Genomic DNA, 25,543 nt, shown 5'->3' on the forward strand with positions numbered 1-25,543 from the left:
GGGCTAGCTTACGGGGTCGTCCGCCGCGCGATCGGCGGCGGCGATGCGCGCGCCGTCGGCAGCCTTCTGCGCCTCGCGAACGCGCTTGCGAAGGTTCTTGTCGGTGATCTGGCGATCTCCCACCGCGCCGGGGGTCCACAGCTCGACGTCTTCGTCACCGTAGCTCGACTTCGACGCACGACGCTTGACCTCGGGGGGCACGGCGCCGGGTGCGAGGCGTCGAGCCCACAGCAGGAACCCCGTGTGCGCGATCATCCTGTGGTCCGGCCGCACGGCGAGGCCCTCGACATGCCAGCCGCGCACCATCGTCTCGTTGGCATCGGGCTCGGTGAACAGTCCCGTGTGGCGGATGTACTCCGCGACGCGGCTCAGCTGCGTCGCGGTCGCGACGTAGCAGAGGACGACTCCCCCGGGCGTCAGCGCGTCGGCGACGACGTCGATGCACTCCCAAGGCGCGAGCATGTCGAGGACGACACGATCGACGGAGCCCGGTTCGACCGCCGTCGGCAACGCATCCCCGAGATCGCCGACGACGATCTCCCAATTCGACGGCGACTCGCCGGCATAGGTGTCGACGTTGGCGCGCGCGACCTCGGCGAACTCCGGGCGGCGCTCGAACGAGATGAGTCGCCCTGACGGGCCGATCGCGCGGAGGAGCCACAGGGACAGGGCGCCCGATCCGACACCGGCTTCGACGACGACGGCGCCGGGGAAGACATCGGCTTCGGCGAGGATCTGCGCGGCATCCTTCGGGTACACGATCGCCGCTCCGCGCGGCATCGACATGACGAAGTCCCGCAGCAGCGGACGCAGGGCGAGATACTCGTGCCCGCCGCTGTTCGCAACGACGGACCCGTCGGGCTGGCCGATCAGCGCCGTGTGGGCCAGCACACCGTGGTGCGTGTGGAGCTCGCCGTCTTCGCGGAGCGTGATCGTGTGAAGACGCCCCTTGGGCCCCGTGAGCTGGACGCGATCGCCGACCCGGAACGGACCGCTCGGACGCCCGGTCACGCGACGCGCTCCCGGCGGCGGTGGGTCGCATGGAAGTCGACGAGGTCGTCGACGGAGCGTCCCGCGAGAGTCGGCCAGACGGCGTGCGCCCCCGCCCCCGTCACGGAGACCATGAGGGGGACGCCGATGACGGCGGCGCCGGATGCAACGGCTGAGCGCACGCCGTTCGGCGAGTCCTCGATCGCGACGACCTCTTCGGGTGTGACGCCGAGAGCGTCGCAGGCCTGCAGATAGGGGTCGGGGAAGGGCTTGGGACGTGTCGAGTCGTCGCCCGCGATGACGACGTCGAAGGCGTCGAAGTTGATCAGGTCTACGACGGTCGTCGCCATCCGGCGGAGGGACATCGTCACGAGACCCGTCTTGATCCCGGCAGCACGGAGGCCCGCGAGAAGTTCCCGTGCTCCCGGGCGGAACGGAACGCCCTCTTCGGAGAGTTGATTCATGACGGCATCCGTGAGGTGATCGACGATGTCGGGCACAGCCATCTTCACGCCTGCGTCCTGGAAGATGCGCGCGGAGTCCTCGAGTCCCAGTCCGACAAGACCGAGTGCCTGCTCGTGCGACCAGGTGCCACCGAATCGCTCGACGAGCGGTCCTTCCGCGGCCATCCAGTACGGCTCGGTGTCGACGAGAGTGCCGTCCATGTCCCAGAGAACCGCGGCGAGAGGAGGCGACGTCATCAGTCCATGCTATCCGCGGCACGGCGCGCGCCCCCACCGCGCCCTCTGTCGTGCGCGACGCCTATTGTGGGAGGAAGCCCGGACAGGCGGGGCGATGGAGGTTGCGTGGACGGACTGGGTCGAAGGATTCTCGTCGCGGCGTTCGACGGTTGGAACGACGCGGGCGAAGCGGCCTCGTCTGCCATCTCGCATCTGCGAGAGCTCGCGGAGTACGAACCGGTGTTCTCGGTCGATCCGGAGCTCTACTTCGACTACCAGTACACCCGCCCCCACATCGAGACCGACGGCGAGGGGCGACGCAGCCTGCGCTGGCCCGAGACGACCATCCTGCGTCCCAAGGATCCGCCGCCAGGACCCGAGCTGTGGCTGCTCACGGGCGTCGAGCCCGCTCGCGCGTGGCAGGCCTTCGCTGGCGAGCTGATCGATGTCGCGCTTCGCGAGGATGTCACCGGATTCGTCTCTCTCGGATCGATGATGTCGGATGTCCCCCACACGCGGCCGATCTCGATCTTCTCAGGCAGCGACAACGAGATGATCAGGACGACGCTCGAACTCGAACGCAGCACCTACGAGGGCCCCGTGGGCATCCTGAGCGTCCTCGGCACCGGCGCCGACGCCGTCGGCATTCCCGCTGCGAGCCTGTGGGCGAGCGTGCCGCACTACGTCGCGGGTCACACCCCCTCGCCGAAGGCGACGCTCGCTCTTCTCGAGCGCCTCGGCGAGCTCACGGGAGCGACCATCCCCACCGGCGATCTCGTGACGCAGGCCGCAGCGTGGGAGGCATCGATCGACGCCGCCGCAGCGGATGACGAAGAGATGACGGAGTACATCCGGCAGCTCGAGCGCACGCGTGACACCTGGGATTCGCCCGAGGCCTCCGGCGACGCCATCGCCCAGGAGTTCGAGCGGTACCTCCGCCGCGGGGGCGAAGGTCCGTCGAAACCCGGTCGCGACGATCCGCCGCGCCGCTGATCAGTACGGCTGCAGCACTCCGACGCTCAGCAGCACGATCAGCAGGACGCCGAGCGCGATGCGGTAGATGACGAACGGCAGGAAGCTGCGCTTCTTGATGTAGCTCATGAGGAACGCGATGACCGCGAGCCCGACCCCGAACGCGACGACTGTCGCGGCACCGGTCTCGAGGAGGTTGTAGGGTCCTCCGGGCTCTTCGAAGCTCTTCAGGAGTTCGTAGAACCCGCTGCCGAAGACGGCGGGGACCGCGAGGAGGAACGCATACTCCGCGGCGGCGGGGCGCGTGTACCCGAGCGCGAGGCCGAGGGTCGTCGTGGCGCCGGATCGCGACACACCCGGCACGAGCGCGAGCGCCTGCGCGAACCCCAGCGCGAGGCCGTGGGGATACGTCATCTGGTTCATCTCGCGCACGCGGCGTCCCCAGCGGTCCGCAGCACCGAGCAGGAGACCGAAGACGATCAGCACGATGGCGACGAGCCACAGGTTCCGGAACGTCCCGCGGATGACGTCCTGGAACAGGAAACCCAGCACTCCGATGGGGAGGGTTCCGATGATGATCAACCATCCCATGCGGACGTCGGGATCGTTGCGCGGGACCTTGCCCGCGAGCGACTGCGCCCACCGCGAGATGATCCGCACGATCGTGCCCCAGAAGTAGACCAGGACGGCCGTCTCGGTGCCGATCTGCGTGATGGCAGTGAACGTCGCGCCGGGATCCTCGGCAGACGGGAGGAACTCACCGACGATGCGCAGGTGCGCACTGGACGAGATGGGGAGGAACTCGGTGAGACCCTGGATGAGCCCGAGGAAGAGGGCTTCGAGCAGTTGCATGGGCGCCTTTCAGTACGTCCGAAGCAGGTCGGTGAGGACGCGCTGTCCGAAGACGAGGGCGTCGAGCGGTACGCGCTCGTCGACACCGTGGAACATCCCGGTGAAGTCGAGCCCCTCGGGGAGCCGCAGCGGCGCGAAGCCGTAGCCGGCGATGCCGAGGGCCGAGAGCGCCTTGTTGTCGGTTCCGCCACCCAGGAGATACGGGATCACCGGCACTCCAGGGTCATGCCGGCCGAGCGCCGCGACCATCGCGTCGACGAGCGCGCCCTCGAAGGGCACCTCGAGGCCGATGTCGCCGTGGACGATCTCGATCTCGATCTCGTCGCCCACGATGCGCTGGATGTCGGCAAGAGCCGCGTCCTCCGTGCCCGGAAGGACACGCACGTCGATGAGCGCCTCCGCCCAGTCGGGAATGACGTTGTGCTTGTATCCAGCCGTGAGACCCGTCGGGTTGGTCGTCGTTCGCAGCGAAGAGCGCAGAAAACCGGATGCCGGACCCGACGCGGACGCGAGGGCATCCGGATCGTCGAGGGAGCCGCCCGTGATGCCGGCGAGCTGCTCGATCATCGCCGTCGTCGTCGCCGTCATCCGGACCGGCCACTCGGTCGCGCCGAGCGCGGCGACCGCTGCCGCGAGCTTCGTGACGGCGTTGTCGCGGTGGACGCTCGACCCGTGCGCTGCGCGTCCGCGCGCGGAGAGGCGGATCCACAGGAGCGCCTTCTCACCCACCTGCAGCAGATACGCCCGTCGATCGCCGATCGAGACCGAGTATCCGCCGACCTCGCTGATCGCCTCCGTCGCGCCGTCGAACCACTCCGGCCGATCGCGCACGACGAGCGCCGACCCTTCTCCCCCACCGTCTTCCTCGTCGGCGAAGAACGTCACGATGATGTCCCGCGCCGGCTTTTCCCCCGCGCGGAGGATGTCGGCGACGGCCGTCAGGATCATGGCATCCATGTCCTTCATGTCGACGGCGCCACGACCCCACAGCATCCCGTCGCGGATCTCCCCCGCGAAAGGATCGACGCTCCAGTCCTCGGCGATCGCGGGGACGACATCGAGGTGGCCGTGCAGCACGAGGGCGGGCTTCGACGGGTCGCGTCCGGCCACGCGCGCCGACACGTTCGTGCGGCGCGGAATCGGCTCGAAGTACTCGGGCGAAAGGCCGAGCGACTCCAAGTAGGCACCGACGTACTCGGCCGCCTCCCGCTCGCCGTGCGCACGCCCGCCGCCGAAGTTGGTCGTGTCGAAGCGGATGAGGTCACGGGCGACCCTGACGACTTCGGGAAGCGAGGAGTCGGCAGGCATGCGGACAAACCTATCGCGAAGGACGATCGCGCAGATGTCAGGCCCGTGTCGTTTCCGATCCCCCGCACCACCCCCTGCCCCATCGCCGCGCGCCCCGATCCGGCGCGCCCCGAACCGGCGAGACTGCATCCTCCGGCCGAGGCTGCGGCCTACACGTGCAGTATCGGCCGGAAGGTGCAGTCTCGCGGTTCGAGCGTCGAAGGCCGGGATGCCGAAAGGCCCCTGTCCCGGGATGTGATCCTGGGACAGGGGCCTTTCGTTCTGTGTGCGCGAGGGGGGACTTGAACCCCCACGCCCTATACGGGCACTAGCACCTCAAGCTAGCGCGTCTACCTATTCCGCCACCCGCGCAAGGTGGTTTCGGTTTTGCAACCGAGGAACGACATTACCACGTCCCCGGGATGGCCACGAACCGCCGCCCAGCATTCGCGATCGACGGGGACTACGCGAGCGAAACGCCGAACGCCAGTCCGAGGAGGTAGGTGAGCCCCGCGGCACCGAACCCGATCGCGAGCTGGCGGAGAGCTCGTTTGAAGGGCGGACCGCCGGAGAGCACGCCGACGGTCGCTCCCGTCGCGAGGAGGGCGATGCCCACGAGCACGAGCGCCGTGACGACCGCGGCGAGTCCAGTGAGACCGAAGATCCAGGGCAGGACGGGGATGATCGCGCCCGAAGCGAAGAACAGGAAGCTCGAGGTGGCGGCTCCCCAGGCTCCGCCGACGACATCGTGGTCGCTCGGCGCGTCGACGAGTCCGCGGTACGGTGCGCCGAGATCGGCTGCCTGAGCTGCCGTGACCACGAGGCGCGCCCGCTCGAGCGCTTCATCCTGCGGCATCCCTCTCGTGCGGTACACGAGCGCGAGTTCGTTCGCGTCGAGGTCGAGATGAGGCAGGGCTGCGTCGGCGAAGTCGCTCGGCTCGGTCGCCGTGAGCAGTTCGCGCTGCGAGCGAACCGACACGAACTCGCCCGCGCCCATCGAGAGGGCACCCGCGAGAAGCCCCGCGATGCCGCTGAACAGGACGAACTGCGGTGCCACGCCCGTCGCACCGATGCCCATGACCAGCGCGAGGTTGGAGACGAGCCCGTCGTTGGCGCCGAACACGGCCGCGCGGAAGGTTCCCGAGAGCCGCCGTCGACCGCGCGCGGCGAGCCCGCGAACGACCTCGTGATGGACCTTCTCGTCCGCCGCCATGGCCGACGTCGCGAACGGCTCGTCGTCGTACGGCGAGCGCGCCTCGGCGTTCTGGGCGAGCGCGAGGACGAAGATCGACCCGAACCGCTTCGCGAGCCAGCCGAGCATGACCGTCCTCGTGTCCGGACGCGGCAACCGCGCGGGCTCGCCGTCGAGGAGGACGAGCCAATGCGCCTCGTGGCGTCCTTCCGCCTCGGCGAGCGCGAGCAGGATCTCCCTCTCCTCCCCCTCTCGGCGGGAGGCCAGTTGGCGATACACCTCCGCCTCGGCGCGTTCGTCGACGAGGTACTGCGCCCAGCGGCGTCTGTCACGGGTCGTGGGTTCGGCGAGCGCTGCCAATTCGAGCCTCCAGGCACGGGGAAAGGGACTCTTCACGCTAACCACCGCACCTCGCCGAAACGGCCGTGGGGCCGAGATTGCCAGCATTTCGGGCATCCGAACAGCTGCAGGGCCGCGGGTCGGGGGGTCAGGAACGGACGCGTGCCCGGAGGACGTCGATGCGCGATTGGAGCTGAGCGACAGTGGCCTGCGCCACGGCAGGACCTCCGCACACTCGACGGAGTTCGGCGTGCACGGCACCGTGCGGTTCGCCGGATTGGCGCGCGTACAGCCCGACGAGGCTGTTCAGGAGCTGCCGCTGTTCCTTGAGCGTGCGGTGCAGCGCGGGGGGCGGGACGTCCGGCGCGCCGGCGGCGCCGTCGGCAGTCTCCTGCGCTTCCCGCGTCCGCCGATGCCGGCTCTGCCGGGCCTGGCGCTGCACGAGCAGCTCGTGGACGTGTTCGGGTTCCAGGAGGCCGGGAAGCCCGAGGAATTCCTCTTCCTCCGGTGTCCCCGGCACCGCGAGCTGGCCGAACTCCTTGCCGTCGTAGAGCACGCGGTCGAAGTGCGCGAGCGACCCGAGCGCCTGGTAGGTGAACTCGTACGTCAACGCATCGGACGCGGAGTCCCCCGTTTCGGCCGCCGCGAGGAGGTCGTCGTCGAGCGCCCATTCGTCGTCGCCGCTGCTCTCACGGTCGAGGGCGTGGTCGCGTTCGATCTCCATGGCGTTCGCGAGTGCGAGCAGTTGAGGCACGTTGGGGAGGAAGACGCTGGCCGTCTCGCCGCGGCGGCGCGCACGCACGAAGCGTCCGATGGCCTGCGCGAAGAACAGCGGCGTCGACGCGCTCGTCGCGTACACGCCGACGGCGAGTCGCGGGACGTCCACGCCCTCGGAGACCATGCGCACGGCGACCATCCACCGTCGCGTGTTGTTGGCGAACTCTTCGATGCGTGCCGACGCACCCTCTTCGTCGGAAAGCACGACCGTTGTCTGCTCGCCCGTGATCGACGTCAGGATGTCGGCGTACGCGCGCGCCGCGGTCTGGTCCGTTGCGATCACGAGACCGCCGGCATCCGGAACCTGTTCGCGGACTTCGGTCAGGCGCCGATCGGCGGAGCGCAGGACAGCGGGGATCCACTGCCCCTCGGGATCGAGGGCCGTTCGCCATGCCTGCGACGTGACGTCCTTCGTGTTGTCCTGGCCGAGTTGCGCCTCCATCTCGTCGCCCGTCTTGGTGCGCCAGCGCATCTGGCCGGCATAGACGAGGAAGAGCACGGGACGAACGACGCCGTCCTCCAGGGCTCTGCGGTAGCCGTAGTTGTAGTCCGTCCGGGAGAGCCGGATCCCCTTCTCGTCGGGGTGGTACTCCACGAACGGTATGGGTGCCGTGTCGCTGCGGAAGGGAGTACCGGAGAGGAGGAGCCTCCGTGTGGCGCGCCCATAGGCCTCGCGGAGCGCGTCGCCCCAACTGAGCGCATCGCCGCCGTGGTGGACCTCGTCGAGGATGACGAGCGTCGGCCGGTCGTGGATGAGTCGCTCGTGGACGGAGGCCTTAACGGCGACCTGCGCGTAGGTCACGGCGACGCCGTGGTACTGACGGGAAGGAAGCCCGTGCCGGTTGCTGAAGCCCGGATCGAGGCGGAGGTTGACGCGGGCGGCGGCGTCAGCCCACTGCGTCTTGAGGTGCTCGGTCGGGGCGACGACGACGATCCGCTCGACGATGCGGCGCCTCAAGAGCTCGCTCGCGAGACGGAGAGCGAAGGTCGTCTTGCCGGCACCCGGTGTCGCGGCGGCGAGGAAGTCGCGAGGACCACCGCCGACGCCGTCGGGACCGTCCATCCCGAAATACAGGTCGAGGGCTTCCGCCTGCCATGCACGGAGCCGCTGCGCCGTGCCCCACGGAGCCCGCTGGGGGTAGGACGGCGAGAGGTGCTCGGCGGCGAAACTGCCGATGTGCTGCTCCGACGAGTCGTCCCGGACGGAGTCCGCCAGCGTCTCCTCGTCCATCGGCCCCCTCCCAGAACTGCCCGAACAGCACGATTGACCACCCTAAGCGCTCCCGGCGACATCGACCGTCGGGCGCTACGCTCGAAGACGTCGAACGATCGAGGGAGGGCGAATGTCCGACACGGATGAACACCGCGCACCTTTCGTCGCGAACGCGCAGCCCCACCCCTGGCGGCGCTACGTCGCGATCGGAGACTCGTTCACCGAGGGGATCGGCGACCCCATCGAGGGCACGTCGGACCATCGCGGATGGGCAGATCGGGTCGCCGAGGTCCTCGCCCGTTCGGTCGATGACTTCGCTTACGCGAACCTCGCTGTCCGGGGAAAGCTCATCGGGCAGATCGTCGCCGATCAGGTCGAGCCCGCGCTCGCGCTGCAGCCCGACCTCATCACGTTCTCGGCGGGGGGCAACGACGTCATCCGGCCGGGCGCCGACCCCGATGCGGTCGCCCAGCTCTTCGAGGACGCCGTCGTCCGCCTCTCGAGCGGTGGAGCGACGGTCGTGGTCTTCACGGGCATCGACACCAACTTCACGCCCGTCTTCCGCGGCATCCGGGGGCGGGTGGCGATCTACAACGAGAACATCCGCGCCATCGCCGAGCGCTACGACTGCATCGTCGCCGATCAGTGGGCGCTCAAAGAGGTGCAGGACATGCGCTTCTTCGACGATGACCGCCTGCACTACAACGCACTCGGTCACCACGAAGTGGCCCGCATGGTCCTCCGCGCACTGAACGTCCCCAACGACCTTCAGCCGATGCAGCCCGATCCGCTGCCTGGTCGCACGTGGCGCGAGGCTCGTGCCGTCGATCTCGTGTGGGCCCGAGAGTACCTCGTGCCCTGGGTGCTCCGGCGGGTGCGCCATCAATCGTCGGGCGACCAGATCACGGCGAAGCGTCCCGAGGCACTCCCCTTCACGACTCCCACCCCCGGAAAAGACGCGTCGGACTCACGCGGCGACAACGTCTAGCGTCGACGCAGCTCCCACAGAGCGACGGCGCTCGCCGCTGCGACGTTGAGCGAATCGACGTCACCCATCATGGGGATCGTCACGATCGAATCAGCCGCAGCGACAGCGCGGCGGGAGAGACCGTCACCCTCGGATCCCAGGAGCAGTGCGACCTTGTCGTGGCCCCTCGTCGCGAACTCGTCGAGCGACACCGCGTCGTCCGACAGCGCGAGCGCGGCGAGGTGGAAGCCGCGCGCGTGCAGTTCCTCACTCGCTCCACGCCACTCGCCGATGCGCGTCCAGGGGACCTGGAAGACCGTCCCCATACTGACCCGCACCGACCGCCGATAGAGCGGGTCGGCGCAACGCGGGCTCACGAGCACGGCATCCGCCCCAAGTCCCGCGGCCGCACGGAAGATCGCGCCCACGTTCGTATGGTCGACGATGTCCTCGAGGACGACGACGAGGCGTGCGCCGTCGACGATGTCAGCGACGGATGCTTCGACCGGCCGGTGCATGGCGGCGAGAACGCCACGGTGCACGGCGTACCCCGTGATCTGCTCGGCGATCTGCGCTTCCACGACGTACACGGGCACGTCCGGATGATTCCGCAACAGGTCGGCGGCATCGTCCAGCCACTTGTCCTGCACCAGGACGGACCTCGGGCGGTGCCCTGCAGCGAGGGCACGCGAGATCACTTTGGCCGACTCGGCGATGTACAGGCCGCCGGCCGGCTCGAGGACCCGCCGCAGGGCCACGTCGGTGAGGTCGCGGTAGTCGGAGATCCGCGGATCGTCGGCCTCGGCGATCCGGATGACTCCCACGCGTCCACTATCGCACGCGTCACACGACGGCAATGCTGCGCGCCTACACTCGGGGACGGAGGTGATCCGATGAGTGCCGAGATCGTGGCCGATGTCGCTGACGCGGTCGCCGCTGCCGTCGATGCGCTCGCGGGTCGACGGATCGCCGTCCTGACGGGCGCAGGCCTGTCCACCGACTCCGGCATCCCCGACTACCGCGGAAAAGGCGCACCCGTCCGCACCCCCATGACGATCGATCAGTACCTCGCGAGCGACGAGGCGCGCCGCCGCTACTGGGTCGGCAGCCATCTCGGATGGCGCGCCTTCGCAGCGGCATCGCCGAATGCGGGGCACCTCGCGATCGCGCGTCTGGAGGAGCTGGGACTCGCGACGGGCGTCGTGACGCAGAACGTCGACGGGCTCCACGTGCGCGCCGGCAGTCGGCGCGTCGTCGAGCTCCACGGAACGATGCGCCGCATCTTCTGCACACACTGCGGACAGGTCTTCGATCGGCGCGACTTCGCCGTGCGCGTCGAGAACGACAACCCCTGGATCAACCAACCCGAGAACATCGAGCTCGGCCCTGACGGCGATGTCCTCCCCGAGAGCACCGAGGGATTCATCGTCCCCTCGTGCACCGTCTGCGGTGGTGTCATCAAGCCCGACGTCGTCTTCTTCGGAGAGTTCATCCCCGCGGAGAAGTTCCGCGAGGCCGAGCAGCTCGTCCGCGGCAGCGAGGCGCTCGTCATCGCGGGCTCGTCGCTCGTGGTCAACAGCGGAATCCGCCTGCTCGAGCGTGCGCGTCGGCGCCGGCTTCCCATCGTCATCGTCAACCGCGGTGAGACCCGCGGCGACGCCCGCGCCACGGTCAAGATCGATGCGGGCGCGAGCGAAGTGCTCGAGCGCCTCGCGACGGACCTGCCCGCACTCTGACCCCGCGGGCGGAGGTTAGGCTCGAAGCGTGACGACCATCATCCTCGTTCGCCACGGCGAGACCGACTGGAATCGCGACCGGCGCATCCAGGGCCGAACCGACATCCCGCTCAACGAGACCGGTCGGGAGCAGGCACGCCACGCGGCATCCGCGCTTCGCGAGCAGCTCGGTGGGATCGCACCCGTCGTCGTGTCGAGCGACCTCTCGCGGGCGGAAGAGACCGCATCGATCATCGCGGAGAGTCTTGGGGTCGACGTCTCGCGCACCTACGCCGACCTCCGCGAGCGCGCCTACGGCGACGCGGAAGGCGTCAGCACGAGCGAGTTCTTCTCGCGGTGGGGCGATTGGTACAGCGCGGATGTGCCCGGGGCGGAGTCGCGCGACGACCTGCGCGAGCGAGCCCTGACCGCATTGCGCCGCGTCGTCCGCGACGCCCGGCGCGACACGGCTCCCGTCTCACCGACCGTCGTGATCGTGGCGCACGGCGCGCTCATCCGCGAAGTCATCCTGCACGCGACGGCCGGCGAGCTTCCCCCCGCGGGTGAACGTCTCGCGAACGGTGCGAGCTTCAGCTTCCTCCTCGAACGAGAGCGGCTCAGCATCCGCTCCTACGCCGGCGCCGCCGTCGCCTGACGAGGGCTTCAGCCGCCGACGCGTGCGAGGACCGAACGCGCATGGCGGAGCACCGGTTCGTCGACCATCGTGCCCTCGAACGAGAAGACGCCACGCGCTGTGTCGGCCGCCTCGAGCACACGTCGCGCCCACGCGATCGTGGCGTCGTCTGGCCGGTAGGCGGCACGGATGACGGCGACCTGGCTCGGATGGATGCACGCCGTCGCGGTGAATCCGGATGCCGCGGCATCCGACGCCTCGGTCGCGAGTCTCCGCGTGTCGGCGATGTCCAGGTCGACCGCGTCGATCGCCGCCTTGCCGCGCGCAGCCGCCGCGAGGAGGACGCGCGAACGGGCATAGCGTGCGATGTCCCGGTAGCGGCCGTCAGGTCGACGGCTCGACGATCCCCCGATGCTCGCGACGAGATCCTCTGCTCCCCACATGAGCGCCACGACGTTGTCGAGGCCCGCGATGCGGTCCGCCTGCGCAATCCCCTTGGCCGTCTCGCACAGCGCGACGACGTCGAACCGTGCGTCGATCCGGCCGAGTCGCTTGGGCGCTTCGGCCTTCGCGACCATGATGCGCCGGTAGTCGGTCTGCGAAAGGGTCGCCAGATCTGCCGAGAAGGCGTCGGTCTGCGGGGGGTTCACCCGCACGATGACGCGATCGGGATCGAGGTCGGACTCGATGAGCGCTCCACGGGCAGCGCGCTTGTCCTTCGGAGCGACGGCGTCCTCGAGATCGAGGATCACGGCGTCTGCGCGGTCGAAGGCCTTCGCGAACCGCTCCGGCCGGTCGGCCGGGCAGAAGAGGATCGCCGGTCCGAGTGTGAAGCGGCTCATCGATCTTCTCCGTCGGTCGGGGCGCACCACAGGAGTGCGACGCGGGTCGCCGTCGCCACGACGGCGTCCTCCTGATTCCGCCCCGTGTGCACCATCGTCACGATCCCCTGCCCGGGGCGCGAGCGTGAGGGACGCGTCTCGGTGATCTCGGTCTCCGAGTAGAGCGTGTCGCCGTGGAAGAGCGGCGACGGGAAGGCGATGTCGGTGAGTCCGAGCTGCGCGACGAGCGTTCCCTGCGTGATCTGTGAGACGGAAGCCCCCACCATCGTCGAAAGCGTCCACATGGAGTTCATGAGTCGCTGCCCGAACGGCTGGTTCGCGGAGAACGCCGCGTCGAGGTGAAGCGCCTGCGTGTTCATGGTCAACGACGAGAACAAGACGTTGTCCGCCTCCGTCGCGGTGCGCCCCGGCCGGTGCAGGAAACGAGACCCCACCTGCAGTTCGTCGAAGTAGAGTCCTCGCTGCACGATGTTCTTCACGATGTCATGGTCCGTCACGAGGTCACGCTACCCCGAGCGCCCGGGCGATCACGAGGAGCTGCACTTCGTTCGTGCCCTCGCCGATTTCGAGGATCTTCGAGTCGCGGTAGTGACGCGCCACCGGGTACTCGTTCATGAAGCCGTTCCCGCCGAAGATCTGCGTCGCGTCCCGCGCGTTGTCCATCGCCGCATCGCTCGACGTCAGCTTCGCGATCGCGGCCTCTGTCTTGAACGGTTTCCCGGCATCCCGCAGGCGCGCGGCGTGGTGCCACGCGAGCCGGGCGTTGTGGACGCGCAGCTGCATGCGGGCGATCGTGAACTGGATGCTCTGACGAGTCGACAGCGCTTCGCCGAAGACGGTGCGCTTGCCCGCATAGTCGATCGCGGCCTCGAGGCATCCTTCCGCGGCACCCGTCGCAAGTGCAGCGATGGCGATGCGTCCTTCGTCGAGGATGTGGAGGAAGTTGGCGAATCCACGTCCGCGCTCCCCCAGGAGGTTCCCCTCCGGGACGCGCGCGTCGACGAACGTGAGGGGATGCGTGTCGGAGGCGTGCCATCCGACCTTGTCGTAAGCGGCTTCGACCGTGAACCCCGGGGTCTCCCGGGGCACGATGATCGTCGAGATCTCCTTGCGCCCGTTCTGCTCGCCCGTGACAGCGGTCACCGTGACGAATCGGGTGATCGGAGTACCGGAGTTCGTGATGAACTGCTTCGCGCCGTTGATGACCCACTCGCCACCGTCGAGGCGCGCCGTCGTGCGCGTCGCTCCCGCATCCGACCCGGCCTCGGGCTCGGTCAGCCCGAACCCCGCGAGAGCGCGTCCTTCCAGGAGCGACGGCAGATACTCCTGCTTCTGCTGCTCCGTGCCGAAGCGGAACACGGGCATCGCTCCAAGACTCACGCCCGCCTCGAGCGTGATCGCCATCGACTGGTCGACCCGACCGAGCGCTTCGATCGCGAGGCAGAGCGCGAAGTAGTCGCCACCCTGTCCGCCGTACTCTTCGGGGAACGGCAGGCCGAACAGTCCCATCTCGCCCATCTGGGCGACGACGTCCATCGAGAGCGTCTTGGTACGGTCGGCCTCGTAGGCCTGGGGCGCGACGACCTCGTCCGCGAAGTCACGGACGAGGCGAGCCAGCTCGCGTTCGTCGTCGGTGAGATTGCTGTGGTCCATGGGGATTCCTCAGGGGTCAGGAGGCAGTCTCGGTAGCCTCGTGGGCGGTGACGTGGGCGATGACCTGATCGCGGCGGACCTGATCGCCCACGGCGACGTCGAGGCGCACGATGCCGTCGTGGGGTGCCACGACAGGGTGCTCCATCTTCATCGCCTCGATCGTGACGAGTCGGTCCCCCGCGGCGACGGTGTCGCCGTCCGCGCGGTGGAGTGCGACGACGGCTCCCGGCATGGGGGCGCGAAGCTCGGGGGCGGTCGCCGCATCCGCGCGTTCGCGGGCGGCGCTTCGCAGTTCGAACGCTTCACGCCGAGTGAGAGGCATGACGCGGTGCGTCTCCCCGCCGACATGCACCCACACCCATCGACCATCGATCGCGGTCACGGCGTGGGAGACGAGAGGCGCTGCGGTGTCCGTCTCTCCGGCGGGGATCGATAGGACGTCGCCCTTCTCGGTCATCACGCGGACCGAGTACGCGGCGGGCGCACGGCCGGCGCGCCAGCCGCTTCCCGATGTCCACAGTGCAGACGCGGCCGGAGCCGAACCGGGAGAGGAGGCGGCACGGGCGGCGCCGACAGCGGCGGCGATCGCGGCGTCGCTGACGGGCGCTTCCGCGAAGGGCGGCAGCCGGTCGATGAGGCCTGTGTCGAGCTCTCCGACGCGCACTGCGGGATCAGCGAGGAGAGCACGGAGGAAGGCGATGTTGGTCTCGACGCCCAGCACGACCGTCTCGGCGAGCGCCTCGTCGAGCCTGCGGAGGGCGTCCGCGCGATCCGCTCCGTGGGCGATCACCTTCGCGATCATCGGGTCGTAGTCGGCTGTCACGACCGACCCCGTTTCGATGGCGGAATCCGTTCGGACCGCCGACGCCGCACGCCACGCCTCGACGCGTCCCGTCGCGGGAAGGAATCCGCGCGCGGGACTCTCCGCGTACACGCGCGCCTCGATCGCGTGACCGTCCAGACGCACGTCTTCCTGCGCGACGTCGAGCGGGAGACCCGCAGCGACGCGCAGCTGCTGCTCGACCAGGTCGATGCCGGTCACGAGCTCGGTCACGGGATGCTCCACCTGGAGGCGCGTGTTCATCTCGATGAAGAAGAACTCCTCGGTGCGGTCTCCCGCCACGAGGAACTCGACCGTTCCCGCGCCGCGGTAGTCGACGGAGGCGGCGGCAGCACACGCGGCCGCTCCGATCCGCGCGCGGGTCGCCGCGTCGACGACGGGTGACGGTGCTTCTTCGATGACTTTCTGGTGGCGCCGCTGGAGTGTGCACTCGCGCTCGCCGAGGTGGATGACGTGGCCGTGGGCATCGGCGAGGACCTGCACCTCGATGTGGCGCGGCCTCTCGATGAGACGCTCGAGGAGGAGGGTGTCGTCACCGAACGCCGACGTCGCGACCCGTCGCGCCGTCGCGAGGGCATCGGGGAGCTCCGCGGCGGAACGGACCACCTGCATCCCCTTACCGCCGCCACCCGCGGAAGGCTTCACGAGGAGCGGATAGCCCGTCGCGTCCGCGGCTTCGGCGATCCCGGCATCCGTCATCCCGTTGGCCGCGAAACCCGGGACGATCGGCACTCCGTGGGCGCGGACCTGCTCTTTGGAGCGGATCTTGTCTCCCATGACGTCGAGAGCGCGCTCCCCCGGTCCGACGAAGACGATGCCCGCCTCGGCGCAGGCACGGGCGAAGGCGACGTTCTCGGAGAGGAACCCGTACCCCGGATGGATGGCCTGCGCCCCCGTGTCACGCGCAGCTTTCAGGACGGCCGGGATGTCGAGGTAAGACGCGGACGCGGCGGCGGGGCCGATGCGGATCGCGATATCCGCCTCCCGGACATGGGGCGCATTCTCATCGGCGTCGCTGTACACGGCGACCGACCGGATGCCGAGACGGCGGAGGGTGCGGATGATGCGTCGGGCGATCTCGCCGCGATTGGCAACGAGGACGGTGTCGAAGGTCATGTGCATCACATCCGGAAGACGCCGAAGCGGGGCTCGGGAAGCGGGGTGCGCGAGACGACGTCCAGCGCGAGGCCGAGGAGATCGCGGGTCTCGAGCGGATCGACGACACCGTCGTCCCAGAGGCGCGCCGTCGAGTAGTACGGACTCCCCTGCTCCTCGTACTGCGCGCGGATGGGAGCTTCGAAGTCGGCCTGTGCCGACAGCGGCCACTCGTCGCCGCGTGCTTCGAGCTGGTCCCGCTTGACGGTGGACAGCACGGATGCCGCCTGGTTGCCGCCCATGACGGAGATCCGGCTCGCGGGCCACATCCACAGGAACCTCGGCGAGTACGCCCGTCCGCACATCGAGTAGTTGCCCGCGCCGAACGAGCCGCCGATGACGACCGTCAGCTTGGGGACGCGCGTCGTCGCGACCGCGGTCACCATCTTGGCGCCATCCTTCGCGATGCCGCCGGCTTCGGCATCCGTCCCCACCATGAAGCCGGAGATGTTCTGCAGGAAGAGGAGAGGGATCCCGCGCTGATCACACAGCTCGATGAAGTGCGCGCCCTTCTGGGCGGACTCGCTGAAGAGCACGCCATTGTTGGCCACGATCCCCACGGGGTGACCGTGGATGCGCGCGAACCCCGTGACGAGGGTCGTTCCGTACTCGCGCTTGAACTCGTGGAACTCGCTCCCGTCGACGAGGCGCGCGATCACTTCCCGCACGTCGTACGGCTGGTTGACGTCGACGGGAACCACGCCGTACAGCTCGCTCGCGTCCTCTGCCGGACTGCGGGCCTCGACGACGTCCCACGCGGGAGCATCGGGCTGCGGAAGGGTCGCCACGATATCGCGGAGGATCTCCAACGCGTGCTCGTCGTCTTCGGCGAGGTGGTCGACGACACCGGACCGACGCGCATGGAGATCGCCGCCGCCGAGTTCCTCCGCCGTCACGACCTCGCCGATCGCCGCCTTCACGAGGGGCGGCCCGCCGAGGAAGATCGTGCCCTGTTCGCGCACGATGACCGTCTCGTCGCTCATCGCCGGGACGTAGGCACCGCCCGCGGTGCACGACCCCATCACGGCGGCGAGCTGAGGGATCCGCGCGGCTGACAACCGCGCCTGGTTGAAGAAGATCCGACCGAAGTGATCCCGATCGGGAAAGACCTCGTCCTGCATCGGGAGGAACGCGCCGCCGGAATCGACGAGGTAGATGCAGGGAAGCCGATTCTCCAGCGCGATCTCCTGTGCGCGGAGGTGCTTTTTCACCGTCATCGGGAAGTACGTGCCGCCCTTGACGGTGGCGTCGTTGCAGACGACCATGACGTGGCGGCCGTGGACGAGTCCGATCCCCGCGATGACCCCGGCCGCGGGAGCCTCACCGGCGTAGAGCCCGTCGGCCGCGAGCGGTGCGATCTCGATGAAGGGGCTCCCCTCGTCGAGCAGTCGCTCGACGCGTTCGCGCGGAAGCAGCTTTCCGCGGGCGACGTGTCGTTCGCGTGACGCCGCGGGTCCGCCGAGCGCCGCCGCCTCGAGTCGCGCGCGAAGATCCGCTGCCAGGTCGCGCTGCGCGGATCGCGCGCTCTCGAACGCCTTGTCACGCTGGATCGCTGACGCGAGTCTCGTCATGTCATCTCCGTCGACGTCACGATCGGATCACGCTTTTGCCGCTGCGCGATCGTTCCGGTTAGTGTTCCCTAACTGGAACTCGATGTTAGCGGGGATTAACTGACATGACAACCCGTGTCACCGAGCGCGAGCGGCAGAAGGCGGACCGGTACTCGGCACTTCTCAGCGAAGCCTCGCGCCTCTTCGCCGAGCGCGGATACAGCGGTGTCAGCCTCGAAGAGCTCGGAGCCGCCGTCGGAGTCAGCGGGCCCGCCGTCTACCGCCACTTCGCGAACAAGCAGGCGCTCCTCGGAAAGATCCTCATCACGGTGAGCGAGCGGCTGCTCGCGGGCGGGACGGCGGTCGTGTCCGCCGAGACGGATGCCGCCGAACGACTGCGATCGCTCGTGCGCTTCCATACCGATTTCGCACTCGCCGATGCCGACGTCATCCGCGTGCAGGACCGCGACCTGGCGAGTCTGAGCGATGAGGACCGCCACACGGTCCGGCGCCTTCAGCGCGCGTACGTCGAAGTGTGGATCGGAGTGCTCGCCGAGGTGCATCCGGACCGCGACGCCGCCGACCTCCGCGTCCGGGCGCACGCGTGCTTCGGCCTCATCAACTCGACACCGCACAGCGTGCGCGGGCTGCGAGGAACCCCCGGCGACGAAGCGGTACGGGGAGTCCTGGAGACGATGGCGATCGCCGCCCTCACGGCATAGAACCGTCTGCCCCGCTCCCCTCTTCGCCCCGCGCCGCTCTATGCTGTTCGCCATGTCACGCGTGCCGCCCTCCGACGCCTCCCCAGGCTCCTCCCCCGGCGCCGACACCCCGCGTTGTCGCCGAGACACCCCGTTGTCTGGCGCGAATAACACGGTGTCTCGATGACAAAGCGGTTTCTCGACGAAGAAGGGGCGACGCCCGGGGAGGGCGAGCGGCCGAACGAGGACGGATCGTCGCGGCGCGACTTCTTGAAGTTCGGCGGACTCACGACGGCCGGCCTCGTTGTGGGTGGCGCGGTCGGGGCGGCGGGGGGCGCCGCGATCGGCCACGCCGCGGGCTACCGCGAGGGGTCGATCGACTTCGGCGCCGTCCCCGCGCGGCACGAACCGGGGTTCGATCACGTCGTCGTCCTCATGGGCGAGAACCGTTCGTTCGACAATCTGCTCGGCTGGCTGTACACACCCGATGATCTCCCCGACGGCGAGACATTCGATGGCCTCGCTTTCGGCGATCACTTCAACGTGGCGCCGACGGGCGAACGCGTCGCGGCGCACGTGTACACGGGTCCGACCGACGAGGTCATGGGTCGTCCCAACCCCGACCCCGGAGAAGAGTTCCCGCACGTCAACACGCAGCTGTTCGGGACCGTGGAACCGGCGGACAACGCGACGAGGCAGGTCGGTGAGATGGAGCCGCCGTTCAACGCGCCTCCCCCCGGCGCGAATCCCAACATGTCCGGCTTTCTCAAGGACTACTGGAACAACATGGAGCGGCTGCGTCCGGGCAAGAAGCCGACGATCGAAGAAGCGTCGCACATCATGGGCGGGTTCTCGCCCGAGCAGCTGCCCGTCCTGTCGACGCTCGCGAAGGAGTTCGCCGTCTTCGACGCCTGGTTCGGCGCCGTGCCCTCTCAGACCTACTGCAATCGCTCCTTCTTCCACGCCTCGACCTCGCACGGCTACGTCACGAACAAGCAGGGCGGCGGCTACGACAAGTGGCTCGACGCCCCCGAGGCTCCCACGATCTTCAATCGGCTCGAGGAAGCCGGGATCACGTGGAAGATCTACTTCGACGAGATCCAGTTCGTCTCGCTGACGGGGGTCATGCATGCGCCCGTGCTCGAGAAGTACTGGAGGACGGGTCACTTCGGACACATGTCCGAGTTCTACGACGACGCGCGCGAGGGAAAGCTCCCCGCGTACGCGTTCATCGAGCCCCGGATGGTCTACAACCACAACGACTTCCACCCGCCGTTCGGCGTGTACCGCTCGAGTGTCGTCGACGGCCAGATGATCGTCGACTCCGCCGTGTCTGACGTCCGCGCGGGCGAGAAACTCGTCGCGAGCGTCTACAACGCCGTGAAGAACTCATCGACGCCGGGAGGCTCCAATGCCGTCAACACGCTCCTCCTGATCACGTTCGACGAGCACGGCGGGACGTACGATCACGTCCCGCCGCCCGCCGCGACTCCCCCGACCGCCGAGGACGAACCCGGCGAGATGGGGTTCACCTTCGATCGACTCGGAGCGCGCGTGCCGGCGATCGCCGTTTCCGCGTACACCCGCCGGAACACGATCGTGCACGACGAGATGCACCACGGTGCCGTCATCGCGACGCTCACGCGCCTGCACGGGCTGCGCCCCCTCACCCGACGGGATGCCAGTGCGAACGACCTCTTCCCGATCGTCAATCTCCAGACGCCCCGCGACCCGTCGACATGGCCCGTCGTGCATCCGATGTACGTTCCGCCGAATCCCGACGAGGACGAGCCCATCGACCTGAAGGACGGAGCTCACAAGGACAAGCCGATCAGCCCTCCCGGGCGAGGGCTTCTCGGTCTCCTCCTGGCGCGGTACGGGTCGTCGGAGGAGGCGGAACCGACCACGTACGCCGAGGCGTACGAGACGATCCACCGCCACGGACTGGGCTTGTTCTACCCGAAGACCGAGTGACCTACCTCAGGAGCATCGCTCGACCGGGCTCGCGGAGGACATCCGCCACGGTCACGAGGAACCTGGAGCCTTGTTCTCCATCCACGAGACGGTGGTCGAACGACAGTGCGAGCGTCATGACGTCGCGCAGCGCGATCTCGCCCCGGTGCTCCCACGGCTGACGCCGGACGGCGCCGAGCGCGAGAATCCCCGCCTCACCCGGATTGATGATCGGTGTCCCCGCATCGACTCCGAAGACGCCGACGTTCGTGATCGAGAACGTCCCACCCATCATCGCGGCCGGCGCGGTCTTGCCCGCGCGCGCCGTTTCGGCGAGGGTGCGGATCTCGTCGGCGAGCTCGACGAGGGTCAGGTCCTGCGCATCGGGGATGTGCGGGACGACCAGGCCACGGCCCGTCGCGGCGGCGATGCCGAGGTTGACGTAGTGGTGGGCGACGATCTCACCGGCATCCGCATCCCACTTCGAGTTCAGTTCCGGATGCCGCGCGAGGCCGAGGCACACGGCCTTCGCCGCGACCGCGAGGATGCCGATGCGGTGATCCTGCAGAGCACGATCGGCCTTGAACGATGCGAGGAGCTCGGTCGTCGCCGTCACGTCGACCGTGAGGAAGGTCGTGACGTGCGGCGCCGTGAAGGCGCTCCGCACCATCGCCTCGGCCGTGTGCTTGCGGACGCCACGAATCGGCGTCCGCGTCGTGCGCGCCGTCGGCTCCGACACCGCACGGAACTCATCGGTCGTCGCTTCCGCGGTCACGGGAGCGATCGGAGCCGCACCGACGCGAGCCGCATAGGCTTCGACATCGGCACGCGAGATGATCCCCTGAGCGCCCGAGGCTTCGACCAGGGCCAGGTCCACGCCGAGCTGCTTCGCGAGCATGCGGACAGGCGGCGTCGAGCGCGGACGTTCCCTCAACCGATCGTCGACATCGGTGGTGTGAACGGCGTCGTGCACGGCATCGTGCGGCGCCGCCTCGAGAACGGCAGTGTCCGCACGGGACGAAGCGGATGCGGCGACGCGCGCGCGGCGCTGTGGACGACCGGACGTCCGCGGCGCGGCGCCGTAACCGACGAGATTGGGCTGAGCAGTCGCGGGCTCGGCACCCTCGTCCTCGGCAGCGTTCGCCGCGGCATCCGGCGGCGAAGCGTCAGCGCCCCCCTCGAGCTCGAACGAGATGAGCACGGAACCCACCTCGACGACATCCCCGGCCGCGGCGTGCAGGGTCCGCACCGTCCCTGCATGAGGCGACGGGAGTTCGACGATCGCTTTGGCCGTCTCGACCTCGGCGATCGTCTGGTTGAGCGTCACGCTGTCGCCTTCCGCGACGAGCCATTGGACGATCTCGGCCTCGGGCAGTCCTTCGCCGAGATCGGGAAGTCGGAAGTCCTGGTTCACAGCTGGACTCCGCTCATGCTGTTGGGGCGGTCGATGACACGGTCGACGGCATCGAGGATCCGATCGAGGTCCGGCACGTGGTGCTTTTCGAGCTTGGCGGGCGGATACGGGATGTCGTGGCCTGTGACCCGCGCGGGGGCAGCCTCGAGGTAGTTGAAGCATCGCTCGGTGACGCTCGCGATCAGTTCCGCGGCGACGCCTGCTTCTCGAGCCGCCTCGTGCGTCACGACGACGCGACCCGTCTTGCGAACGGATGCTGTGATGGTCCGATAGTCCACGGGAGACAGCGACCGCAGATCGATGACCTCGATCGAGACGCCGTCGTCCTCCGCCGCCGTCGCAGCATCGAGGGCGATGGGAACCTGCGCACCGTAGGTGAGGAGCGTCACGTCACGGCCCTCGCGTGCGACGCGCGCGACGCCCATCGGTGGCGCGTCAGCCAGCTCGAGACCCAGATCGACCTCGCCCTTGGAGTGATAGAGGCGCTTGGGCTCGAAGAAGACGACGGGGTCGTCCGAAGCGACCGCCTGGCGGAGCATGACGTAGGCGTCCTGGGGGTTCGAGACGGCGACGACACGCAGACCCGCCGTGTGCACGAAGTACGCCTCGGGAGACTCCGAGTGGTGCTCTGCCGCACCCACGCCGCCCGCCCACGGGATACGGATCGTGATGGGCATCTTGACGTTGCCGCGGGTGCGGTAGTGGAGCTTGGCCACCTGGCACACGATCTGGTCGAACGACGGGTAGACGAAGCCGTCGAACTGGATCTCGACGATCGGACGGTAGCCGCGGAACGCGAGGCCCACGGCCGTCCCCACGATGCCGGACTCGGCGAGCGGCGTGTCGACGACGCGCTGCGCCCCGAACTCGGACTGGAGCCCATCGGTGATGCGGAAGACACCGCCGAGCTTCCCGATGTCTTCGCCCATGATGAGCGTCTTCGGGTCGTCCGCGAGGGCGCGGCGGAGCCCTTCGTTGAGGGCCTTCGCCATGGTGAGCTGCGTCATCGCGCGACCTCCTCGCCCGCGAAGCCGTCGAGGTAGGACGCGAACCACGAGCGCTGCTCCTCGAGACCGGAATGAGGTTCCGCATACACATCGTCGAGCATCTCGATGGCCGGACGCGTGACTGCTCCGAGCGCAGCGGCGCGGACGGCGGCACCGAACTCGTCGGCATCCGCGCCGACCCGGGCGGCGAACTCGTCGTCGAACTCGCCCTCAGTGCGCAGGAGCGCTTCGATGCGCGCGAGCGGATCGCGAAGCCGCCACCGCTCCACTTCCTCCTTGTCGCGGTAGCGCGTGGGGTCGTCGGAGGTCGTGTGGGGTCCCATGCGGTACGTGACGGCTTCGATGAAGGCCGGCCCGTTCCCCTTTCGCGCGTTGTCGACGGCCCAGCGCATCGCGGCGAGGCACGCGAGCACGTCGTTTCCGTCTACCCGCATGCTCGGGATGCCGAACCCCGGTGCGCGGCCAGCGATGGGGAACTTGGCCTGGACCGTGACGGGCTCGGAGATCGCCCACTGGTTGTTCGTGCACATGAAGACGGCGGGTGCACGGAAGGACGAGGCGAACACCATCGCCTCGTTGACGTCCCCTTGGCTCGTGGCTCCGTCGCCGAAGTAGGCCGCGGCTACCTGATCCGTGCCGTCGCGCTGGATACCCATGGCATAGCCGACGGCGTGGAGCGCCTGCGCTCCGATGATGATCTGGGGCGTCGCCGTGTTGATGTCGTAGGGGTTGTACGTCGAGTGCTGTTCTCCGCGCCACGCGAGGACGAAGTCCTGCGGCTTCGCGCCACGGACGAGGTTCACGCCGATCTCGCGGTAGCTCGGAAAGACGAAATCGTCGGCACGGAAGGCGCGGGCGGTTCCCACCTGCGCCGCCTCCTGCCCCTGGCAGGGAGCCCACAGTCCGAGCTGGCCCTGACGCTGCAGGGCCACACCCTCGGTGTCGACGCGGCGTACGAGAGCCATGTCGCGGTAGAGGCTGCGCAAGAATGCGGGATCGACGTCGGCGACCCAGCGGCCGAGCTCGGCATCGTGCACCCGGGTGCCGTCACTCGCGATCAGTCGGGCGACGTCGTCGATGTCCGTGTGGAGATCGGGCGTCGGGGTCAGGGTGTGCGTCATCGTCATCCCTCCTCGGGAGCTGTCCTCGTGGGACAGCTCTGAGCGGTGGCCGGCGTCTTCGCCGGTGAGGGCGACGATACGTCCATCTGTCACCTAGCTCAAGCAATTGCGCTCCCGTTGAGCATGTTGCGCAGGTCGAGCGAAGAGATTCATGCTAACGTTTCGCACTATGAGCGCACTCGATCATGTCGACCTCGAGCTTCTCGCCGCCCTGTCGACCGACCCGCGCGCGACGGTGGTCGCGCTCGCCGACCGCCTCGGGCTGTCGCGCAACACCGTCCAGGCACGCATGGCGCGCCTGGATCGGGCCAACGTGTTCCTCTCCTACGAGCGGGCGATCTCGTCCGCGGCGCTCGGGTTCCCCATCGAAGCCTTCATCAGCGCCATCGTGCGTCAAGCAGAACTGCCGAGGATCACGCAGGAGCTTTCCGCGATCCCCGAGATCGTGCAGGTGCACGGCCTCAGCGGTCAGATCGATCTGCTGGTCCGCGTCGCCTGCCGAGACACGCAGCACCTCTTCGACACCGATGCCCGCATCCTCGCGATCGAGGGCGTCGAGCGCACCGAGACATCACTCGTCATGGGTGAGGTCATCGGACACCGGGTCACTCCGCTCATGGAGCTGGCACGACGGGAACGCTAGCGGCTTCTCCTCGCGGGTTTCCCGAAGACGAGGCATCCGCACGCACGAGGATGACGCCGACGAGGATGAGTGCTCCGCCGACGAACTGCACCGGCGCTGGGACCTCCGCGAGGAACAGCCATGCGAACCCGAGGGCGAAGAGGACTTCGGACAACCCGACGAACGACGCGACGCGGGAGCCGATCCTGGGTACGGCGACGACGCCGAAGGCGTAGCCGAGCGTCGTGGCGATGCCCGCGACCCACAGAAGCGGAACGAACCAGGGGACCTCTGCGCCCGCGAGCACGACCGTGACGGCCGGCGCGTGGAAGGGGAGGATGCCGACGATCAGGAGCATGCCCATGAACACCGCCCCCGTGAGCAGCCCGCCCGCTGCGAGCGCGAGCGGCGGCAGCTGATCGCCCGCGCGCTCCGAGATGAGGAAGTAGGCCATGACGCACACGGCGGCGGCGAGGGCGAACAGGGTGCCCAGCAGATCGAAGCCCGCACCGGAGATGTCCACCACGAGCACGAGCCCGAGGACGGCGACACCCGAGCCCAGCAGCACGAGCCGCGACGGCGCGCGTCTCGTGCGGATCCAGGCGAGTGCGACGAGCATGACGGGAGCGAGGTACTGGATGAGGAGGGCGACAGCAACCGGCATCCGCTGCATCGCCGAGAAGAAGAACAGCTGGCATCCCGCGACGGCCGTCAGACCGAACCCGACGATGAGCGGCCAGTGCCGCCGCAGGAATCCGCGCTGGCGACGCATCGCGAGGAACAGGGCCGGCGAGAGGATGAGGCCCGCGAGTCCGATGCGCACGATGAGCGCCGCGCCGACGGACCACCCCGCCTCGAGGAGCGGCTTGATGAACGGACCGCTGGAGGAGAAGGCGAGGGCCGAGACGACGGCCATCGCGAGCCCCGCGGTACTCACGCGTCGATGTGCGGGTGGGCCGTCGATCACGATCGGTGCCGTGGGAGTGGTCATGCCGTCATCCAAAGGAAGAAGAGGATGTAAGGACCAAGTTGTGCTTACACTGGTGACGCTAGCGTACCCGACTGT

At 68.6% G+C, this 25,543-nt stretch carries 23 protein-coding genes and 1 tRNA gene; 7 read left to right on the forward strand and 17 right to left on the reverse strand.

Annotation, left to right across the window (positions count from 1 at the left end; genetic code table 11):
* Positions 1-3 precede the first annotated feature (3 nt).
* Together FBY39_RS13515 and FBY39_RS13520 are read right to left on the reverse strand one after the other, a co-directional pair.
* Complete coding sequence (locus FBY39_RS13515; protein WP_141932776.1) at positions 4-1,011, reverse strand: tRNA (adenine-N1)-methyltransferase; 1,008 nt, start codon at positions 1,009-1,011, stop codon at positions 4-6.
* The gene (locus FBY39_RS13520; protein ID WP_141932777.1) at positions 1,008-1,691 is read right to left on the reverse strand and encodes an HAD family phosphatase; all 684 of its coding nucleotides are present in this window, start codon (positions 1,689-1,691) and stop codon (positions 1,008-1,010) included. Before FBY39_RS13520 ends, FBY39_RS13515 begins: the two co-directional genes overlap by 4 nt.
* A 105-nt stretch (positions 1,692-1,796) precedes the next feature.
* Between FBY39_RS13520 and FBY39_RS13525 the strand changes: the two genes are divergently transcribed.
* Positions 1,797-2,663: a PAC2 family protein gene (locus tag FBY39_RS13525; RefSeq protein ID WP_141932778.1), complete on the forward strand. Its 867-nt coding sequence runs from the start codon at positions 1,797-1,799 to the stop codon at positions 2,661-2,663.
* Here FBY39_RS13525 and FBY39_RS13530 read toward each other — a convergent pair whose 3' ends face one another.
* The 5 genes from FBY39_RS13530 to FBY39_RS13550 all read right to left on the reverse strand — a co-directional run bounded on the left by FBY39_RS13530 (position 2,664) and on the right by FBY39_RS13550 (position 8,320).
* Positions 2,664-3,494: an undecaprenyl-diphosphate phosphatase gene (locus FBY39_RS13530; RefSeq protein WP_141932779.1), complete on the reverse strand. Its 831-nt coding sequence runs from the start codon at positions 3,492-3,494 to the stop codon at positions 2,664-2,666.
* 9 nt (positions 3,495-3,503) lie between these two features.
* Positions 3,504-4,802 (reverse strand): M20/M25/M40 family metallo-hydrolase, encoded by a 1,299-nt coding sequence (locus FBY39_RS13535; protein ID WP_141932780.1) that lies wholly within the window; start codon positions 4,800-4,802, stop codon positions 3,504-3,506.
* 266 nt (positions 4,803-5,068) lie between these two features.
* Positions 5,069-5,153: transfer RNA gene (locus FBY39_RS13540), tRNA-Leu, on the reverse strand.
* A gap of 91 nt (positions 5,154-5,244) precedes the next feature.
* A complete protein-coding gene (locus FBY39_RS13545; protein WP_260838071.1) occupies positions 5,245-6,333 on the reverse strand; it encodes a VIT1/CCC1 family protein in 1,089 nt (362 codons plus the stop codon).
* A gap of 127 nt (positions 6,334-6,460) precedes the next feature.
* The gene (locus tag FBY39_RS13550) at positions 6,461-8,320 is read right to left on the reverse strand and encodes a DEAD/DEAH box helicase (RefSeq protein WP_141932782.1); all 1,860 of its coding nucleotides are present in this window, start codon (positions 8,318-8,320) and stop codon (positions 6,461-6,463) included.
* Positions 8,321-8,432: 112 nt separating this feature from the next.
* On the opposite strand from FBY39_RS13550, the gene FBY39_RS13555 reads away from it, so the two are divergent.
* Positions 8,433-9,290, forward strand: a complete 858-nt coding sequence (locus FBY39_RS13555; RefSeq protein WP_141932783.1) for an SGNH/GDSL hydrolase family protein — start codon at positions 8,433-8,435, stop codon at positions 9,288-9,290.
* Here FBY39_RS13555 and FBY39_RS13560 read toward each other — a convergent pair.
* Positions 9,287-10,093 carry an RNA methyltransferase gene (locus FBY39_RS13560; protein ID WP_141932784.1) on the reverse strand — a complete coding sequence of 269 codons (807 nt, stop codon included), beginning with the start codon at positions 10,091-10,093 and terminating at the stop codon, positions 9,287-9,289. The genes FBY39_RS13555 and FBY39_RS13560 overlap by 4 nt on opposite strands.
* Positions 10,094-10,162: 69 nt before the next feature.
* Between FBY39_RS13560 and FBY39_RS13565 the strand changes: the two genes are divergently transcribed.
* Positions 10,163-11,005, forward strand: a complete 843-nt coding sequence (locus FBY39_RS13565) for a Sir2 family NAD-dependent protein deacetylase (RefSeq protein ID WP_141932785.1) — start codon at positions 10,163-10,165, stop codon at positions 11,003-11,005.
* Positions 11,006-11,033: 28 nt separating this feature from the next.
* Positions 11,034-11,639: a histidine phosphatase family protein gene (locus tag FBY39_RS13570; protein ID WP_141932786.1), complete on the forward strand. Its 606-nt coding sequence runs from the start codon at positions 11,034-11,036 to the stop codon at positions 11,637-11,639.
* Between the two features lie 8 nt (positions 11,640-11,647).
* Here the strand turns inward: FBY39_RS13570 and FBY39_RS13575 are convergent, their stop codons facing one another.
* From FBY39_RS13575 to FBY39_RS13595, 5 genes are read right to left on the reverse strand one after another with little or no spacing between them, the layout of a single operon-like run.
* Positions 11,648-12,460, reverse strand: coding sequence for a CoA ester lyase (locus FBY39_RS13575; protein ID WP_141932787.1), 813 nt, complete (start codon positions 12,458-12,460; stop codon positions 11,648-11,650).
* A complete protein-coding gene (locus FBY39_RS13580) occupies positions 12,457-12,957 on the reverse strand; it encodes a MaoC family dehydratase (RefSeq protein ID WP_260837989.1) in 501 nt (166 codons plus the stop codon). Before FBY39_RS13580 ends, FBY39_RS13575 begins: the two co-directional genes overlap by 4 nt.
* Positions 12,958-12,961: 4 nt before the next feature.
* Positions 12,962-14,113 (reverse strand): acyl-CoA dehydrogenase family protein, encoded by a 1,152-nt coding sequence (locus FBY39_RS13585; RefSeq protein WP_141932788.1) that lies wholly within the window; start codon positions 14,111-14,113, stop codon positions 12,962-12,964.
* A gap of 16 nt (positions 14,114-14,129) precedes the next feature.
* On the reverse strand, positions 14,130-16,070 hold the full coding sequence (locus FBY39_RS13590) for a biotin carboxylase N-terminal domain-containing protein (protein WP_313901706.1): 1,941 nt from the start codon (positions 16,068-16,070) through the stop codon (positions 14,130-14,132).
* Positions 16,071-16,075: 5 nt separating this feature from the next.
* Entirely contained in the window at positions 16,076-17,680 is a 1,605-nt protein-coding gene (locus tag FBY39_RS13595; RefSeq protein ID WP_141932789.1) for a carboxyl transferase domain-containing protein, read from the reverse strand.
* A gap of 104 nt (positions 17,681-17,784) precedes the next feature.
* Between FBY39_RS13595 and FBY39_RS13600 the strand changes: the two genes are divergently transcribed.
* Together FBY39_RS13600 and FBY39_RS13605 are read left to right on the forward strand one after the other, a co-directional pair.
* The gene (locus FBY39_RS13600; protein ID WP_141932790.1) at positions 17,785-18,381 is read left to right on the forward strand and encodes a TetR/AcrR family transcriptional regulator; all 597 of its coding nucleotides are present in this window, start codon (positions 17,785-17,787) and stop codon (positions 18,379-18,381) included.
* A gap of 162 nt (positions 18,382-18,543) precedes the next feature.
* A complete protein-coding gene (locus FBY39_RS13605) occupies positions 18,544-20,334 on the forward strand; it encodes an alkaline phosphatase family protein (RefSeq protein WP_141932791.1) in 1,791 nt (596 codons plus the stop codon).
* Position 20,335: 1 nt separating this feature from the next.
* Here the strand turns inward: FBY39_RS13605 and FBY39_RS13610 are convergent, their stop codons facing one another.
* From FBY39_RS13610 to pdhA, 3 genes are read right to left on the reverse strand one after another with little or no spacing between them, the layout of a single operon-like run.
* The gene (locus tag FBY39_RS13610; RefSeq protein ID WP_141932792.1) at positions 20,336-21,727 is read right to left on the reverse strand and encodes a dihydrolipoamide acetyltransferase family protein; all 1,392 of its coding nucleotides are present in this window, start codon (positions 21,725-21,727) and stop codon (positions 20,336-20,338) included.
* Entirely contained in the window at positions 21,724-22,734 is a 1,011-nt protein-coding gene (locus FBY39_RS13615) for an alpha-ketoacid dehydrogenase subunit beta (RefSeq protein WP_141932793.1), read from the reverse strand. The genes FBY39_RS13610 and FBY39_RS13615 overlap by 4 nt, the downstream gene beginning before the upstream one ends.
* The gene (pdhA, locus tag FBY39_RS13620; protein WP_141934214.1) at positions 22,731-23,861 is read right to left on the reverse strand and encodes a pyruvate dehydrogenase (acetyl-transferring) E1 component subunit alpha; all 1,131 of its coding nucleotides are present in this window, start codon (positions 23,859-23,861) and stop codon (positions 22,731-22,733) included. The genes FBY39_RS13615 and pdhA overlap by 4 nt, the downstream gene beginning before the upstream one ends.
* 163 nt (positions 23,862-24,024) lie before the next feature.
* Here pdhA and FBY39_RS13625 point away from each other — a divergent pair, with 163 nt between their 5' ends.
* The gene (locus FBY39_RS13625; protein WP_141932794.1) at positions 24,025-24,498 is read left to right on the forward strand and encodes an Lrp/AsnC family transcriptional regulator; all 474 of its coding nucleotides are present in this window, start codon (positions 24,025-24,027) and stop codon (positions 24,496-24,498) included.
* On the opposite strand, the gene FBY39_RS13630 is transcribed toward FBY39_RS13625, so the two are convergent.
* Complete coding sequence (locus FBY39_RS13630) at positions 24,470-25,468, reverse strand: DMT family transporter (RefSeq protein WP_141932795.1); 999 nt, start codon at positions 25,466-25,468, stop codon at positions 24,470-24,472. The genes FBY39_RS13625 and FBY39_RS13630 overlap by 29 nt on opposite strands.
* Between the last annotated feature and the right edge of the window lie 75 nt (positions 25,469-25,543).

This window comes from Microbacterium sp. SLBN-146, assembly GCF_006715145.1.
In the GTDB taxonomy this organism is placed as follows: Bacteria; Actinomycetota; Actinomycetes; order Actinomycetales; family Microbacteriaceae; genus Microbacterium.

Excerpts from the sequence above, each read along its gene's own strand:
- FBY39_RS13625 (WP_141932794.1), top strand. The coding sequence starts at position 24,025 with ATGAGCGCACTCGATCATGTCGACCTCGAGCTTCTCGCCGCCCTGTCG.
- FBY39_RS13590 (WP_313901706.1), bottom strand. The coding sequence starts at position 16,070 with ATGACCTTCGACACCGTCCTCGTTGCCAATCGCGGCGAGATCGCCCGA.
- FBY39_RS13585 (WP_141932788.1), bottom strand. The coding sequence starts at position 14,113 with ATGGACCACAGCAATCTCACCGACGACGAACGCGAGCTGGCTCGCCTC.
- FBY39_RS13555 (WP_141932783.1), top strand. The coding sequence starts at position 8,433 with ATGTCCGACACGGATGAACACCGCGCACCTTTCGTCGCGAACGCGCAG.
- FBY39_RS13520 (WP_141932777.1), bottom strand. The coding sequence starts at position 1,691 with ATGACGTCGCCTCCTCTCGCCGCGGTTCTCTGGGACATGGACGGCACT.
- FBY39_RS13530 (WP_141932779.1), bottom strand. The coding sequence starts at position 3,494 with ATGCAACTGCTCGAAGCCCTCTTCCTCGGGCTCATCCAGGGTCTCACC.
- FBY39_RS13605 (WP_141932791.1), top strand. The coding sequence starts at position 18,544 with ATGACAAAGCGGTTTCTCGACGAAGAAGGGGCGACGCCCGGGGAGGGC.
- FBY39_RS13575 (WP_141932787.1), bottom strand. The coding sequence starts at position 12,460 with ATGAGCCGCTTCACACTCGGACCGGCGATCCTCTTCTGCCCGGCCGAC.
- FBY39_RS13630 (WP_141932795.1), bottom strand. The coding sequence starts at position 25,468 with ATGACCACTCCCACGGCACCGATCGTGATCGACGGCCCACCCGCACAT.
- FBY39_RS13535 (WP_141932780.1), bottom strand. The coding sequence starts at position 4,802 with ATGCCTGCCGACTCCTCGCTTCCCGAAGTCGTCAGGGTCGCCCGTGAC.
- pdhA (WP_141934214.1), bottom strand. The coding sequence starts at position 23,861 with ATGACGATGACGCACACCCTGACCCCGACGCCCGATCTCCACACGGAC.
- FBY39_RS13550 (WP_141932782.1), bottom strand. The coding sequence starts at position 8,320 with ATGGACGAGGAGACGCTGGCGGACTCCGTCCGGGACGACTCGTCGGAG.
- FBY39_RS13565 (WP_141932785.1), top strand. The coding sequence starts at position 10,163 with ATGAGTGCCGAGATCGTGGCCGATGTCGCTGACGCGGTCGCCGCTGCC.
- FBY39_RS13600 (WP_141932790.1), top strand. The coding sequence starts at position 17,785 with ATGACAACCCGTGTCACCGAGCGCGAGCGGCAGAAGGCGGACCGGTAC.
- FBY39_RS13615 (WP_141932793.1), bottom strand. The coding sequence starts at position 22,734 with ATGACGCAGCTCACCATGGCGAAGGCCCTCAACGAAGGGCTCCGCCGC.
- FBY39_RS13595 (WP_141932789.1), bottom strand. The coding sequence starts at position 17,680 with ATGACGAGACTCGCGTCAGCGATCCAGCGTGACAAGGCGTTCGAGAGC.